The organism is Actomonas aquatica (assembly GCF_019679435.2).
GTDB classification, from domain to species: Bacteria; Verrucomicrobiota; Verrucomicrobiia; order Opitutales; family Opitutaceae; genus Actomonas; species Actomonas aquatica.
Map to the genome: position 1 here is coordinate 1,316,503 of NZ_CP139781.1, position 14,511 is coordinate 1,331,013.

Sequence of the window (14,511 nt, forward strand, 5' to 3'; positions counted from 1 at the left end):
GCGCCTCGTTCGCGGTCTCATCATGAAGCGTTTCCGTCCCTTTCTCGGCTACCTCAAGCCGGTCAAAGGCACGCTCATCGCCGCGCTGTTCTGCGGCCTGATCTTCGGTGCCGCCAACGGTGCCGGCCTGCCGCTCATGATGAAGTGGGTCTTCCCGCAGATCTTTGCGGAGGACGCCGTCGCACTCACCACGATGGAGCTGTTGCTGGTCGCCGCCTGGCTGCCACTCATCTTCGTGATCCGTGGTCTCTCCGGCTACGCCAACGTCTACCTGGTGCAGCTGGCCGGCGTGAAGGTGCTCGAACGCATCCGCCTCGATTTCTTCAGTAAGCTCCAACGCCTTCCCCTGTCGTTCCTACAACGTCAGTCCAGCGGTGACCTGATCTCCCGCGGCCTCGCCGACACCAATCAGCTCCAGTTCACCCTCACCTTCGCGGCCAACGAAATCATCCGCCAGCCCGCCACCTTGCTGGGCTCGATCGGCTTCCTCGTCTGGGTCGCCTTCAACGAGCGCGGCGTCGCCCTCGTGTTGGTCTGCCTCGCCGTCGTGCCGCTCTGCGTGCTGCCCATCCGCTTCATCGGCAAAAAGATCGTGCGCCGCGCTCAGGAGGTGCAGACCGAACTCGGCTCCATCACCGGTCGTTTCAGCGAAAACCTCGCCGCCGCCCGCGAGGTGCGCGCGTTCGGACTCGAGGAGCGTGAGGTGGGCAAATTCAGCGGCATTAGCAGCGCCCTCGTGCGCTTCCAGATGAAGGTGGTGAAATACCAACAGGCCCTCAACCCGGCCATTGAGATCATCTCCGCCGTCGGCATCTCCATCACTCTCATCTATGCCTACCGCGTCGGCGTGGAGTTGGAGTCCTTCCTCTCTCTCATCACCGCCCTCTACCTCAGCTACGAGCCGATCAAAAAACTCGGCGGACTGAACAACGAACTCAAAAAGGGCTCCGCCGCCCTCGCCCGCATCGAGACCGTGCTCAACGAGCCGGTCACGATCAACGACCCGGCCGATCCGCAACCCTTCGACCAAGTCCGCGGCGACATCTCCATGGAGAACGTCGCCTTTGCCTACCGCGGCAGCGAACTCGTGCTGCAGGACATCAACGTCCACATCCCCGCCGGCACCGTCTGCGCACTGGTCGGTCCGTCCGGCGCCGGCAAATCCACCTTCGCCAACCTCGTCCCGCGCTTCTACGAAGCCGCCGCCGGCGCGGTGAAGATCGACGGCACCGACGTGCGCGATGTCACCCTCGCCGACCTCCGTCGCCACATCGGCATCGTTTCCCAGGAGTCCGTCCTCTTCGACGACACGGTTTACAACAACCTGCTCGTCAGCCGGCCCAACGCCACCCGCCAAGATGTCGAGGCCGCCGCCCGCGCCGCCTACGCGCACGACTTCATCATGTCCTTGCCCCACGGCTACGACACCGTCGTCGGCGAACGCGGCGCCTCGCTCTCCGGCGGACAACGTCAACGCCTCGCTCTCGCCCGCGCCTTCCTCCGCGACGCGCCCATCCTCATCCTCGATGAAGCGACCAGCGCGTTGGACAGCGAAAGCGAAGCCTTCATCCAATGGGCCCTGCGCGAACTCGTGGTCGGCAAGACGGTGCTCATCATCGCTCACCGTTTCAGCACCATCCGTGACGCTTCCATGATTCTCGTCTTCGACCGCGGCCGCGTTGCCGCCCGCGGCACCCACGCCGAACTCCTCGAGTCCAGCCCCCTCTACAAAACCCTCTACAACCGCCAAGCCACCCTCAGCAGCGAGTGATTCATTTGAACCACCGATAAACACGGATAAGCTTCGCTACCGCTGCGCTGGATGGCTCCTTGGGAATTCAATGCGGCGCCGTTAGGCGACGATATCCGTGTCCATCCGTGGTTTAATAAAGTTCTGAGAGTATGCCGCCCAAAGATCCCGAAGTGCCCAAATTTAGCCGTCTCGCCGAAGAACTCATCGGCGACTTGCGCGGCGTGCCCTTCGAGGAGCCGCGGCGGCAGGTGAAACGACCCACGCAGCACGCCAGCAACATCATCGAGAACCTGCTGCACAAGTATCACCTCTCGGACAACTCCCCCGTTCAGGAACTGCGCAACCGCTGGCGCGAACTCGTCACCCCCACCCTCGCTGCCTACTCCAACCCGGTGGAGATCAGCAAAGCCGGTTGGCTCGTCGTCCTCGTTTCCAACTCCGTCGCCAAACAGGAACTCTCCAACAACCGCCGCCGCTTCCTGCCCAAGATCAAAGCCGTCCCCGGCTGCACCGCGATCAAAGGCATGACCTTCCGCGCCGGTTAAACAGACGGTGGGTGTAGCAGCGACCGTGTCGGCCGCTCCCCCCTGCCTCTCAGCTCACCCGGCCTTCCGTCCGCGCATCATCCAGCCGCGGCCATCCTCCAAGGCCATGTAAAGGCACGGCACGAGCACGAGGATGATCATCGTCGCAAACACGATGCCGAAGCCCAGCGAGATCGCCATCGGGATCAGATACTGCGCCTGCATCGAGCGCTCGGCGATGATCGGAATCAACCCGCCCGCCGTCGTCATCGTTGTCAGCGCAATCGGCCGGAAACGCCGCAGGCCCGCCTGCAAAATCGCATCGAACGCCGACTTCCCGTCGCGCCGCTGCCGATTGGCAAAATCGATCATGATGAGCGAGTCGTTCACCACCACGCCCGACAGCGCGATGATCCCCATCAGGCTGATCAACGACAGGTCGTAGCCCAAAATCATGTGGCCGATCACCGCCCCGATCCCTCCAAACGGGATCGCCACCAAGACCACCAACGGCTGCACATAACTGCCAAACGCGATCGCCAGCAGCGCGTAGATCACAAACAGCGCCATGCCCAGTCCGGCATACAGCACATCCGTCGATTCCCGCATATCGGCCTGCGAACCTTCGAAGGTCCAGGTGAGCCCCGGGAAATCCGCCCGCAGTTGCGGCAACACTTCGTTGTCGAAGGCCTCGATCACCTGCCCCACCGCGCGCTTCGGCTCCACATCCATCGACACGCCGACCACTCGCCGGCCATCGCGTCGATTGATGGAGGTGAACGCTTCGCCGTAACTCAACTCCACCACATCGTAGAGCGGCACCTCCGCGCCCGACGGCGTCATGATCACGAGGTCCTCCAAATTGTGCAGGTCCTTGCGTTCGGCCAACGGCAGTTTGACCCGCACCTCCACTTCGTTGGTGCCGCGCATCTGTCGCGTGGCCAAGGCCCCATAAAACGCATCGCGAATCTGCTGCCCCACGTTGTCCGAGGTCAGCCCCAACGCCCGACCTTCCGGCCGCAGGCGGAAATCGATCTGCTTCTTCCCCTTGTTGTAGTTGTCGCTCACATCGCGGGTGTTCGCGAACTGCTCCGCCCGCTCCACAAAAGCCGCCGTCGCGCGCTCCAACACGTCGATGTCGTCGTGACTCAAATCCACATCGATGTCCTGCCGGTAACCACCGGGGCCACTCTCCGCCTCAAAAGTCATCTGGCTCACGCCCGGGATGTCACCGATCTCGTCGCGCCACAACGCGATCACTTCCGCCGCCGTCATGTCGCGCTCATCCGGCGGTCGCATTACGATCTCCACATCCACGAAGCTCCCGCCACGCACGTTGGTTTTAATCCCCTCCGCCACGGCGTAGAGATTGTGCTCCTCAAACATGCGCTGCGTCGACTCGGTCACATCCATCGCCACCCGGGCCGCCTGGGCCGGCGTCACACCCACCGGCAGGCGGATGCCTGCTTCGATTTCGTCCGCGGCCACCTCCGGCATGTTGATCATGCCCATGTGCGCGCTGGTGGCGTAACTGCCCACAATCACAAACAAGGCCAACGCCGCTGTAAGTGTCACGTAGCGCGCCCGCAGGCAGGCGTTCAGGAAACGCTTGTAACGCGTGTTCACGAAGCCACTGAAGCCTTTCGCAAAACGTTGCTGCACCCCGTGGAGTCGCGCGCCGATCCGACCGCCTCCCCCGCCCGTCTTGGTATGCGCCAGATGCGCCGGCAGGATGAACAGCGCCTCGAAAAGCGACACCAGCAGCACGATGATCACCACCGCCGCCAGCGGCCACCAGAACATGCCGGTCTCCCCCGGAATGAAGAGCAACGGAATGAACGCCACCACGTTGGTGAGGATGCTGAACACCACCGGCCCGGCGATGTCGCGCGCCCCCTTCACCGCCGCCTCCATGGGGCTCATGCCTTTCTGGCGGTATTCGTAGACGTTCTCGCCCACCACGATCGCGTCGTCCACCACGATGCCCAGCACCACCAGGAAGGCGAACATCGAGATCATGTTGATGCTCACATCAATTGTAGGTAAAAACAGGATACCGCCGATGAACGAGATCGTCATCCCCATCATCACCCAGAATGCCAGACGGAACTCGAGAAACACCGAGAGGATGCCCAGCACGATGAGCATGGCTAGCAGGCCGTTCTTCACCAGCAGCGAGAGTCGCTGCCGGTAGTCCTCCGCCGCGTTGCTGTCGATGCGCCACTCCATGCCCGGCGGCAGGCCGGTTTCGAAGTCGGCCATGATCTCCTCCACCGCTGCCGCGATCTCCAAGGGCGACTGATCGCCGATCCGAAACACGTTCACTTCGACCGACAGCGACTGATTAAACTGCGAGGGAAAACTGCCTTCCTCAAAACCGTCGGTGATCTTCGCAATGTCGCCCAGCAACACCCGCGCGCCGTCCGGCGCCGCCAGGATTTCAATCTGCGCATACTCCTCCGCCCATTGCTTGCGCTCCTTCATGCGCAACAGGATCTCACCCGTGCGCGTCTCCACCGCGCCAGCCGCAATGTCGTCGCTGGAAGCGCGGATGATCGCCGCCACTTCGCCGAGTGTAAGTTGATACTCCCGCAAGGTCGCGCGCGGGATCTCCACGTGTGTCACGAAGTCCGGCGAGCGCCCCAACTCCACTTGCGTGATCCGCGGATCACTCAGCATCCGGTCCCGCAGCCGCTCGGCCATGCGCCGCAAGGTCCATTGGTCGCCCGCACCGAAGAGCACGATGTTCAACACCTCACGTTCCCTCGACCGCAGGCTCACCCGCGGCTCTTCGATATCGTCCGGAAAGGTGCGGATCCGACTCACCGCCTGATCGACATCCTGAAACGCCCGCATGCGATCCGCCCCAGTCACCAGCTCGATCGTCACCGAGCCACCGCCTTCGCGGGCCACCGAGGTGATTTCCTTGATGCCGTCCACCCCTCGCACGGTCTCTTCAATCGGCAGCAAAATACCCTGCTCCACCTCCGCGGGAGCCGCCCCCGGGTAACCCACATTCACGGTCACCACATCGAGCTGAAACGACGGGAACACCTCCTTCTGGATATTCACCGCGGTCCACAAGCCCCCCACCAACAGTATCACCACCAGCAGATTGGCCGCGACCGAGTTGCGCGCCATCCATCCGATGACGCCATCGCCCTCCGATTTCGGCGGCTGCGGGACGGGCGCTTCGTCGCTCATTCGTTGCCTCCTTCGCCCTCGGTGCGGAGAGGCGCACCTTCAACCACCGCGCTCAACCCCGTCGTCACCACCGCCGCGCCATCGGCCAACCCGTCGCGAATGTAAACATACTGAGCATCACTGAACACGACCTCGACCGCGACAATGCGGAGCTCGCCGCCGTCATTCACCCACACCGTATTATCCTCGCGCAGGTAACTGCGATCCAGCCGCAGCACGTCATCCAATGGCGCTCCGTCAATCGTCACTTCCAACAACGCACCGATGATGAGCGGCGACTCACCGGCATTCCCGGCCGAACGCGCCAGCGGATCGTCGACCACCACGTTCACCCGCGCCAGTCGCGTGTTTTCATCCAGCGCACCGATCAGCCGATCCACCCGCCCCTCGCGCGTCGCCCCGGTCGGCCAGGTCGCCCGACTGCGCACCGTCACCGCCGAGCCGCCCACACCTTGCGTATCCGCGAACTGGATGCGCGACAACTTATCGAGCGGCACCGTCGCCGTGACCCAATACGAGTCCACGCTCACCAGCCGCCCCAGCGACTCGCCGGCGCTCACCTGCGAACCGACGCCAACGTCCCGCGAAAGCACCATCGCCTCAAACGGCGCGCGCACCGTCGTGCGCTCCAGATCGAGTAGCGCCTGATCGAGATCCGCCTGCGCGGCCTCAACGTCGGCCTTGGCCGCTTCGAGCTGCGGTTCGCGTAGCACCAGCGAAGCGTTGTCCGTGCCGAGTTCATCGCCCAGCAGTTCGTAATCGAGTTTCGCCACCCGCTGCCGCCCCATCTCCAGCTCCAGATCGGCCTCCGCCTGGTGCAAAGCACTGCGACGCTGCGCGACGGTGTTTTCGTAATCGGCCGGATCCAGTTTCAGCAGCAGCTCACCGGCCGCGACCAGGTTGCCGGGCTCAAAGGCTGGCAGCCGTTGCAACACCTCGCCGCTCACGCGCGGGCTCAGTGCCACATCATCGCGGGCCCGCACCACCCCCATCACCACGATCTGGGGACGATACGTGCCGCGCTCCACGGTCACGGTGTCGACGAGCATGGCGGTCCGCTTGCTCATGGTGGAGCGCTCCGCCGCCGGTTCCGTCGAATAGATCAACCACGAGAGTCCCGCCGCGATGGCGGCGATGATCACGCATACGAGCAGGCTTCGTTTCCAATTCATGAGTTCAAAGGGCGATGCGGTTCAGGGGTTGCCGACCAGTTCCTCCAGCGCAGCCCGATCCGGCACGATGTTGCCCCCCAGCGCCCGATAGACCGCCACCCGGTATTCGGCCAACAGACGACGGGCTTCGAGGAGATCACGTTCCAATTGCTGCGCCTGGTTAAGCGCGGTGAGCGCGCCGAGGTATTCGGTCACGCCGTTAAGGTATTCATTGAGCAGACGCCGATACGCTTCCTGTGCCAGCCGCTGCTGCTCAACCAGACTCGCCAACCGCTCGGCCTGTCGTCGCTCCCGCACCAACGCATCCTCCACCTCTCGCAGCGCCTCCAATGCGGTCTGACCATACTCAGCCAACAACCGGCGAGCGACCGCTTCGTTGCGATCCACCTCCGCCCGGCGACCTCCCGCATCAAACAGGGGCGCCAGCACCTGACCACTGAGTGAGCGGATCCAATCATCAAACAAGCCCGAGGGATCCTCCGCCACCGTCTCGAGTGACGCGCCCAACGTGATGCGCGGAAACCGTGCGGCCACCGCCACCGCCACGTCTTCGTTGGCCGCCCGCAATCGCGCCCAAGCCGCCTGCAGATCGGGTCGCCGTTGCAACAGCTCCGCCGGCACGCCCGTCCGCGGCATCGCCGGCAACTCCGGCAAAGCCTCGGGCGTGACCTCCGCGCCACTCCCCGGTGCCCGCCCCTCGAGCACCGCCAGCGTGTGCTGCAGCAGCGCGATCCGCATTTCGAGCAACGCGAGCTGGCCGCGAGTGTTCTCCACCAATTGCTGCTGGCGCAACACGTCGGCGCTGCGCACCAGCCCGCCACTGAAACGGGCTTTCTGCGAGGTCAGGACCTTGCCGTTGGTCTTAAGCTGCGCCTCCAGCAGGTCGCGCTGCTGCCGCGCCTCGATGAGTTGAAAATAGGTCACCGTCACCTCCGCCGCGAGCGACAACGCTGCCGCCTGCACCTCCGCCTCGCTCGCCGCCGCCCGAAACTCTGCCGCCGACGCCGCCGCACCGACCCGCCGCCACAGGTCGACTTCATACTCCGCCGCCAGCCCCGCGGAATATTCGCTCGAACTGGCCCCGTCTTCCCGGCGCTCCCCGCCGCTAAACTCCGCCTCCAGCGTCGGCCAGCGGGCCGCGCCCTCGCGCCGCGCCACCGCCTCGGCCTCACGCAGCGTTTCCCACGCCGCTTCCAAACTGAGGTTTGCCGCCAGCGCCCGCTCCACCCGGCGGGTCAGCTCCGCATCGCCCCACGCTTCCCACCAACGCGCGGCCTGCGGCAGATTTCCGCCAACGCCTCCAAATCGTTCCGGCACGGCGACCGGCGGAGATTCCGTCTCGACCACCAGCGATGCGCACCCCGTCCAGCCGACCAAGCTGCCCAGTATGGCAACCAGCGCCGCGACTCCCCTCACTCCCTTGCAATGATTTTGCACCCGGGAACGCGGCGCTGCTCGTCGCGACTGGTGGGGGTAATCGAACACGCGCCCACCCAAACCGAGTCCGCCCGAGAATCAAATTGCCCCGGACGATTACCCCTTCCATCCACCCCGTGCGTGCCCGGACATTGACCCCATTCCCGACTGCTCAATTGGGGTCATATCGCCCCTGACAGAATGCGTAAAAATTGCGCTTGCACGGCGCGTCCCGGTTTTTGAATGTCGCCCCTTGCGTTAGTGAAATCCCGCCGGTTGCGGGGTTCCACCATGACTGGTTTCGCATTCCGCGGAATTGGAACGGTGGTCTCGGCTGATGGCACAGTTAGCGCTGTGTTGGATGCGGGGATCTCGGGGCTGCGAAGCCCCCTACAGTTATGCAACCCTCCTAATAACCAATGTCTACCGTCGCTAAGCCCGAAATCATCGAAAAGTTCAAGACCCACGATAAGGACACCGGCTCGTCCGAAGTCCAGATCGCCATCCTGAGCGCTCGTATCAACCACCTGACCGAGCACCTGCGCACCCATCGCAAGGACTTCCACTCCCGTCGCGGCCTGCTGCAGATGGCCTCCCGCCGTCGCAAGCTCCTCGACTACGTGAAGCGCCACGACCTCGCGAAATACCAAGAGCTCCTCCAGAAGCTCAACCTGCGCAAATAACGTTTTCCCCCTTCACGGGCGCCTCCCTCACCGGGGGCGCCCGTTGTTCTTTTCACCGCCCCTCGTCCTCTCCCATCGGGACATTTCCGTCTGCCGCCGGCTCCTCATCCCCGGCGCCAAACGGAAATCTCTCGAAACCAGATTTGAGAGTCATCGAGAGCGGTTACCGCTCCTTAAAACCCCTCCCCTTCCTCACTTTCCGGGACTCCCTCGCGGCTCTTCCGCCACTTCCGTGGCGACGAGCGTGAGTGAGTGGCACCTGCCACCTCCAGTCCCTTTCGGAACCCGTCCACTGCGTGTGGTGACGTGTTCCTTTCGTCCGCCACACGCACTTTCCGTTAAGCGATAATGAATAACAAACAAACCGTCGAAGTCCCGGGTATGGGTCTTCAGTTCACCACCGGCGACATGGCCAAATTTGCCAACGGCGCCGTCACCGTCACCCAGGGCGAGACCAAGGTCTTCGTGTCGGCCACCGCCGCCACCACCATGCGCCCCGGCCAGGACTTCTTCCCCCTGACCGTCGACTACCGTGAGAAATACTCCGCCGCCGGCCGTTTCCCGGGCGGCTTCTTCAAGCGCGAGGGCCGTCCCTCCGAGAAGGAAATCCTCACCTCCCGTCTCTGCGACCGTCCCTGCCGCCCCCTCTTCCCCGAGGGTTTCCTCAATGAGGTGCAGCTCATCGGTCTCCTCCTGTCGGCCGACCAGATCAACGAGTCCGACATCCTCATGCTCAATGGCTGCTCCGCCGCCCTCGCCATCTCCGACATTCCGTGGAATGGCCCCGTCGGCGCCGTGCGCGTCGCCGAGATCGATGGCGAGTTCGTCGCCAACCCGAACCACGAGCAGATGGGCATGTCGACCCTCGACCTCATCTACGTCGGCACCAAGACCGAGATGCTCATGATCGAAGGTTCCGCCGACCAGATGCCGGAAGACCGCTTCATCGAGGCCCTCGAGTTCGGTCAGCAGGCCATCCAGCCGATCATCGCCTCCATCGAGGAGCTCCGCGAGAAGGCCGGCAAGGCCAAGAAGGAGTTCGACCTCGTCAAGGCTTCCGACGCCGCCCGCGCCATCATCGAGCGCGTCGCCGGTGACCGCGTTGGCCCCGCCATCTTCGGCTTCGAGAAACAACAGCGCGCCGCCAACGTCCAGGGCATCAAGGACGAGGCCCGCGAGGCCCTCACCGCCGAACTCGGCGAAGACGGCTTCACCGATGCCGACATCGCCATCGTCTTCGAGGAGCTCCAATACAAGGCCTACCGCAAGTCCGTCCTCAAGGAGAACATCCGTGCCGACAAGCGTGGCCCGAAGGACCTCCGTCAGATCGACTGCGAAGTCTCCGTCCTCCCCCGCGTCCACGGTTCCGCCCTCTTCCAGCGCGGCGACACCCAGGGTCTGGTGCTCACCACCCTCGGCCCGACGAAGGAAGCCCAGTCCATGGACGGCCTCACCGGTGGTGCGACCTCCAAGTCCTTCATCCTTCACTACAACATGCCGCCCTTCACCGTCGGTGAAGCCGGCCGCTTCGGTGGACAGTCCCGCCGCGAGATCGGTCACGGCGCCCTCGCCGAGCGTTCCCTCGTGCCGGTGCTCCCCTCCGAGGAAGTGTTCCCCTACTCCATCCGCGTCGTCTCCGAGCTGATGGCCTCCAACGGTTCCACCTCCATGGCCTCCATCTGCGGCGGCTGCTTGTCCCTCATGGACGCCGGTGTGCCGATCATCGCCCCGGTTGCCGGTATCTCCTGCGGTCTCATCACCGAGAACGAAGAGAAGCCGCTCGAGGGTAAGTGGGAAACCATCACCGACATCCTCGGTGAGGAAGACCACTTCGGCGACATGGACTTCAAGCTCGCCGGCACCACCGAGGGCATCACCGGCTTCCAGCTGGACCTCAAGATCAAGGGCCTCCCGTTCGAGATCGCCAAGCAGGCCATCTACCAAGCCCGCGACGCCCGCATTGAGATCCTCAAGAAGATGCTCGGCGCCATCCCGGCCCCGCGTAAGGAGCTCAGCACCTACGCCCCGCGCATCCAGACCATCCAGATCGACCCCGAGAAGATCGGTCTCCTCATCGGCCCCGGTGGCAAGACCATCCGCCGCATCGTGGAAACGTCCGGCGCGCAGATCGATATCTCCGACGACGATTCCGGCAAGGTGTTCATCTACTCCAACAACGCCGACTCCATGAACCGCGCGGTCCAGGAAATCGACGCCCTCTGCGGCGGCGGTTCCCAGATCGAAGTGGGCAAGATCTACGAAGGTCGCGTGACCGGCACCAAGGAGTTCGGCGCCTTCGTCGAATGTCTCCCGGGCAAGGAAGGCCTCTGCCACATCTCCGAGCTGGCCGACTTCCGCGTGCGCCGCACCGAGGACGTCTGCAAGGTCGGCGACTCGATCACCGTCAAGTGCATCGGCATCGACGAGCGCTCCAAGAAGGTCCGCCTCTCCCGCAAGGCCGCCCTCGCCGAGCTCGAAGAGCAGAAGGAAAAGGAAGCCGCCCCCGCCGAGGAGGCCGCTCCCGAAGCCCCGGCTGCCGACGCTCCCGCCGCCGAAGAGCCCAAGTCCGAGTAAGACTCCCGACGTCTGAACGACGTCTTCACCTTCCGGCCCGCGTCCCTTCCCGGACGCGGGCTTTTTGTGCGGTCGAGAACCAAGCGCCCTACTATTTGACCAACCACGCATATGGCCAATAGACGCGCAGGCTAACGCAAGGAAGGATTCAGTTCCGGCATTGAGCTGAACGGATTAATTCCCTTGGGTTCAAGGCACTGACATGCCTCCCGTGTCTACAAACCCCTACGCGTTTCTTGCGCTCTTTCTCGCCGTCGCTCTCGCCTTTCCACTCATCATGTTGGGCGTCGCGCGACTCTGGGTGAAAACCTTTCAGGCCGCCAAACCCGGCCCGCTCAAGAACGCCACCTACGAATGCGGTCTGCCCGCCACCGGCACGCGCATCCAGTTCAAGGCGCACTACTACCTATACGCCATTTTCTTCCTCATCTTCGACGTTGAGGTCCTCTTCCTTCTGCCCTTCGCCGTCGCCTTCACCGGCCTTTCCACCGGCGCCCTGGTGACGATGTTCGTGTTTCTCCTCCTCCTCGCCGAGGGCCTCGTATGGGCCTGGAGCCGCGGTCATCTCGACTGGAAATAACCCTGACCATGAGCGAGACCTCCGACCGTTCCTCTCTCCCGCCGGCCGCCCCCGAACCCTTCCCCGCGGCCGGCAACATATCGGATGAAGAGCGCGAGGAACTCCGCCGCCACGGCATCCTCCTCACGAGCCTGGAAGAACTCTACAACTGGGGCCGCACCAACTCCATCTGGCCGCTCCAATTTGGCCTCGCCTGCTGCGCGATCGAGATGATCGCCACCGCCACCGCCCGCTTCGACATCGCCCGCTTCGGCGCCGAGATTTTCCGTCCCTCGCCCCGCCAGGCCGACCTCATGATCGTTTCCGGCACCGTCACCAAAAAAATGGCCCCTCAGGTCGTGCGTCTCTTCAACCAGATGCCCGAGCCCAAATACTGCATCGCCATGGGGGCCTGCGCCATTTCCGGCGGCCCCTTCAAACAGGGTTACAACGTGCTCAAGGGCATCGACCGTTACATCCCGGTCGACATCTACATCCCCGGTTGTCCGCCGCGGCCCGAAGCCCTGCTCAACGGCCTCATCCAACTGCAGGAGAAAATCAAAACCGAGCGCCTCAAGGGCCCGGCCACCGCCCGCCACCTCAAGCCCGACGCTCCCAGCGAGTATCCGATTCCCGAATACGATGCGCACGATTTAAAACCGCCCAAAAATCCGGCGGTCTGGACGCAAAACCCCCTCCCCCGCGACCAGTAACCGCCGACCTCCCTCCTCCCCGTTTTCTCATCCATGTCTTCCACCGCTGAACTCCTCGACCACCTGCGCGCCCGCTTCCCGGACGCGACGCTCGAGCTGGTGGAGAACCCCGGCCCCGCCGCCCAACACGGCCTGCGCCTCGACCACACCTCCGCCCGCCTCATCGCCACCTACCTGCGCGAGGATCCGGCCTGGCAACTCGACTACTGCTCCAACGTGAGCGGCGTTGATTGGATCGACCGCGAGGAGACCGAAAAGGTCACCACCACCGTGACGGCCGAAGACGGCTCCACCGCAGAAAAGGTGGAGAAGGTCACGCGCACCATTCCCGGCTATTTCGAGGTCGTTTATCACCTCTATTCCATGGCCCGCAAAACCAGCGAGCCCGTCATCCTGCGGCTGCGCACGGCCAACCGCACCGACGACACTGTGGTGCCTTCCCTCACCCCGGTCTGGCGCTCCTGCGAATTTCAGGAACGCGAGGTTTACGACCTCTACGGCGTCTCCTTCACCGACCATCCCGACCTGCGCCGCATCCTCATGTGGGACGAGTTTAAGGACCACCCCATGCGCAAGGACTACGTCGAGCCCGACGACTACGAATACGAGCCGACGCCGCACGCCACCGTCCTCGAACGCGCCGCCAAACACTATCCCCCCGCATCGCCTGCCGAGGAGGGCTCGCAATCATGAAGGACCTCCCGTCCGTTCCTCCCTTCGGCACCCCGGGCAGCCCCTTCGGCGGTCCGTCCGTGCGCTCCGTGCATGACGATTTTCACGGCGACCTCCTGGAGGTTTCCATGGGCCCGCAACACCCGTCGACCCACGGCGTGTTCCGCATGAACGTCGCTCTCGACGGCGAGACCATCGTTAAACTGCAGCCCGTCTTCGGTTACCTCCATCGCAACCACGAGAAGCTCGGCGAAAACACCGGCTACCTCCAGTCGATGCCCTACACCGACCGGCTCGACTACCTCTGCGCGATGACCAACAACTGGGCCTACGCGCTGTCGGTCGAAAAGCTCGCCGGCTTCGAGGTGCCTGAGCGCGCCGAATACCTGCGCATCATCATGGGGGAACTCACCCGCCTGGTGAACCACCTCTGCCTCGTCGGCTTCCTCTTCAACGACCTCGGCACCTCCTTCACCCCGCTGCTCTACGCCTTCCGCGAACGCGAAAAGATCCTCGATCTCTTCGAAGCCCTCAGCGGCTCGCGCATGATGGTCAACTACCAGCGCTTCGGCGGCTGTCGCGTTGACCCGACCCCCGAGTGGCTCGACGCCGTGCGCGCAATCGTCGACCGATTCCCGCGTTTCCTCGACGAGTATGAAACCATGCTCACCGGAAACGAGATCCTGCTCGCCCGCACCCAGGGTGTCGGTCCGCTCTCGCCCGAGCTCGCCATCAACGCCGGCCTCACCGGCCCCGTCCTGCGCGCCACCGGCGTCGATTACGACATCCGCAAGGTCGACCGTTACGGCATCTACGATCGTTTCGATTTCCGCGTCCCTCTCGGCGACCACGGCGACACCTACGACCGCTACATGCTGCGCATCCTCGAGATGCGCGAGACGCTCAAAATCCTTCAACAAGCCCTCCGCGACATTCCGGCCGGCGACATCATCGCGCCCAAAGCCAAGTCCCGCGGACTCCGCCCACCCGCCGGCGAAGCCTACGGCCGCATCGAGGGACCCAAGGGCGAGATCGGTTTCTACCTCATCAGTGACGGCAGCGCCCAACCCTACCGCTACCGCGTGCGTCCGCCCTCCTTCGTCAACCTCACCGTCCTCGAGGACATGTGCATCGGCACCACCATCGCCGACGCCGTCGTCATCCTCGGCTCCATCGACATCGTCCTCGGCGAAGTCGACCGGTAGCTGCCCCACTTCTTACTTCTCACTTCTTACTTCCGA

Annotated in this window: 11 protein-coding genes; 8 read left to right on the top strand and 3 right to left on the bottom strand. The window is 63.8% G+C overall.

Going from position 1 to position 14,511, the window contains the following annotated elements; all coding sequences use genetic code 11:
* Positions 1 to 22 precede the first annotated feature (22 nt).
* Together K1X11_RS04980 and K1X11_RS04985 are read left to right on the top strand one after the other, a co-directional pair.
* Entirely contained in the window at positions 23 to 1,771 is a 1,749-nt protein-coding gene (locus tag K1X11_RS04980) for an ABC transporter ATP-binding protein (protein WP_221031845.1), read from the top strand.
* A 131-nt stretch (positions 1,772 to 1,902) separates the two neighbouring features.
* Positions 1,903 to 2,298 (top strand): DciA family protein, encoded by a 396-nt coding sequence (locus K1X11_RS04985; protein ID WP_221031846.1) that lies wholly within the window; start codon positions 1,903 to 1,905, stop codon positions 2,296 to 2,298.
* 54 nt (positions 2,299 to 2,352) lie between these two features.
* On the opposite strand, the gene K1X11_RS04990 is transcribed toward K1X11_RS04985, so the two are convergent.
* Genes K1X11_RS04990 through K1X11_RS05000 form a run of 3 tightly spaced genes read right to left on the bottom strand, consistent with a single transcriptional unit; the run spans position 2,353 to position 7,970 of the window.
* Positions 2,353 to 5,481: an efflux RND transporter permease subunit gene (locus K1X11_RS04990; RefSeq protein ID WP_221031847.1), complete on the bottom strand. Its 3,129-nt coding sequence runs from the start codon at positions 5,479 to 5,481 to the stop codon at positions 2,353 to 2,355.
* Positions 5,478 to 6,653, bottom strand: a complete 1,176-nt coding sequence (locus tag K1X11_RS04995; protein ID WP_221031848.1) for an efflux RND transporter periplasmic adaptor subunit — start codon at positions 6,651 to 6,653, stop codon at positions 5,478 to 5,480. Before K1X11_RS04995 ends, K1X11_RS04990 begins: the two co-directional genes overlap by 4 nt.
* A 21-nt stretch (positions 6,654 to 6,674) precedes the next feature.
* Positions 6,675 to 7,970, bottom strand: a complete 1,296-nt coding sequence (locus K1X11_RS05000; protein WP_324726099.1) for an efflux transporter outer membrane subunit — start codon at positions 7,968 to 7,970, stop codon at positions 6,675 to 6,677.
* Positions 7,971 to 8,488: 518 nt separating this feature from the next.
* Between K1X11_RS05000 and rpsO the strand changes: the two genes are divergently transcribed.
* The 6 genes from rpsO (at position 8,489) to K1X11_RS05030 (ending at position 14,475) form a co-directional block, all read left to right on the top strand.
* Entirely contained in the window at positions 8,489 to 8,752 is a 264-nt protein-coding gene (gene rpsO, locus K1X11_RS05005) for a 30S ribosomal protein S15 (protein WP_221031850.1), read from the top strand.
* 348 nt (positions 8,753 to 9,100) lie between these two features.
* Complete coding sequence (pnp, locus tag K1X11_RS05010) at positions 9,101 to 11,326, top strand: polyribonucleotide nucleotidyltransferase (RefSeq protein WP_221031851.1); 2,226 nt, start codon at positions 9,101 to 9,103, stop codon at positions 11,324 to 11,326.
* A 202-nt stretch (positions 11,327 to 11,528) separates the two neighbouring features.
* On the top strand, positions 11,529 to 11,906 hold the full coding sequence (locus tag K1X11_RS05015; RefSeq protein ID WP_221031852.1) for an NADH-quinone oxidoreductase subunit A: 378 nt from the start codon (positions 11,529 to 11,531) through the stop codon (positions 11,904 to 11,906).
* An 8-nt stretch (positions 11,907 to 11,914) separates the two neighbouring features.
* Positions 11,915 to 12,598, top strand: a complete 684-nt coding sequence (locus tag K1X11_RS05020) for an NADH-quinone oxidoreductase subunit B (RefSeq protein WP_221031853.1) — start codon at positions 11,915 to 11,917, stop codon at positions 12,596 to 12,598.
* 33 nt (positions 12,599 to 12,631) lie between these two features.
* Entirely contained in the window at positions 12,632 to 13,291 is a 660-nt protein-coding gene (locus K1X11_RS05025) for an NADH-quinone oxidoreductase subunit C (RefSeq protein WP_221031854.1), read from the top strand.
* A gap of 107 nt (positions 13,292 to 13,398) precedes the next feature.
* Positions 13,399 to 14,475, top strand: a complete 1,077-nt coding sequence (locus K1X11_RS05030) for an NADH-quinone oxidoreductase subunit D (RefSeq protein WP_343212919.1) — start codon at positions 13,399 to 13,401, stop codon at positions 14,473 to 14,475.
* Positions 14,476 to 14,511 lie beyond the last annotated feature (36 nt).

Bases quoted from the DNA above. Each gene is read 5' to 3' on its own strand.
- K1X11_RS04995 (WP_221031848.1), bottom strand. From the start codon at position 6,653: ATGAATTGGAAACGAAGCCTGCTCGTATGCGTGATCATCGCCGCCATC.
- pnp (WP_221031851.1), top strand. From the start codon at position 9,101: ATGAATAACAAACAAACCGTCGAAGTCCCGGGTATGGGTCTTCAGTTC.
- K1X11_RS05015 (WP_221031852.1), top strand. From the start codon at position 11,529: ATGCCTCCCGTGTCTACAAACCCCTACGCGTTTCTTGCGCTCTTTCTC.
- K1X11_RS05025 (WP_221031854.1), top strand. From the start codon at position 12,632: ATGTCTTCCACCGCTGAACTCCTCGACCACCTGCGCGCCCGCTTCCCG.
- K1X11_RS04985 (WP_221031846.1), top strand. From the start codon at position 1,903: ATGCCGCCCAAAGATCCCGAAGTGCCCAAATTTAGCCGTCTCGCCGAA.
- K1X11_RS05030 (WP_343212919.1), top strand. From the start codon at position 13,399: ATGGGCCCGCAACACCCGTCGACCCACGGCGTGTTCCGCATGAACGTC.
- rpsO (WP_221031850.1), top strand. From the start codon at position 8,489: ATGTCTACCGTCGCTAAGCCCGAAATCATCGAAAAGTTCAAGACCCAC.
- K1X11_RS05020 (WP_221031853.1), top strand. From the start codon at position 11,915: ATGAGCGAGACCTCCGACCGTTCCTCTCTCCCGCCGGCCGCCCCCGAA.
- K1X11_RS04990 (WP_221031847.1), bottom strand. From the start codon at position 5,481: ATGAGCGACGAAGCGCCCGTCCCGCAGCCGCCGAAATCGGAGGGCGAT.
- K1X11_RS04980 (WP_221031845.1), top strand. From the start codon at position 23: ATGAAGCGTTTCCGTCCCTTTCTCGGCTACCTCAAGCCGGTCAAAGGC.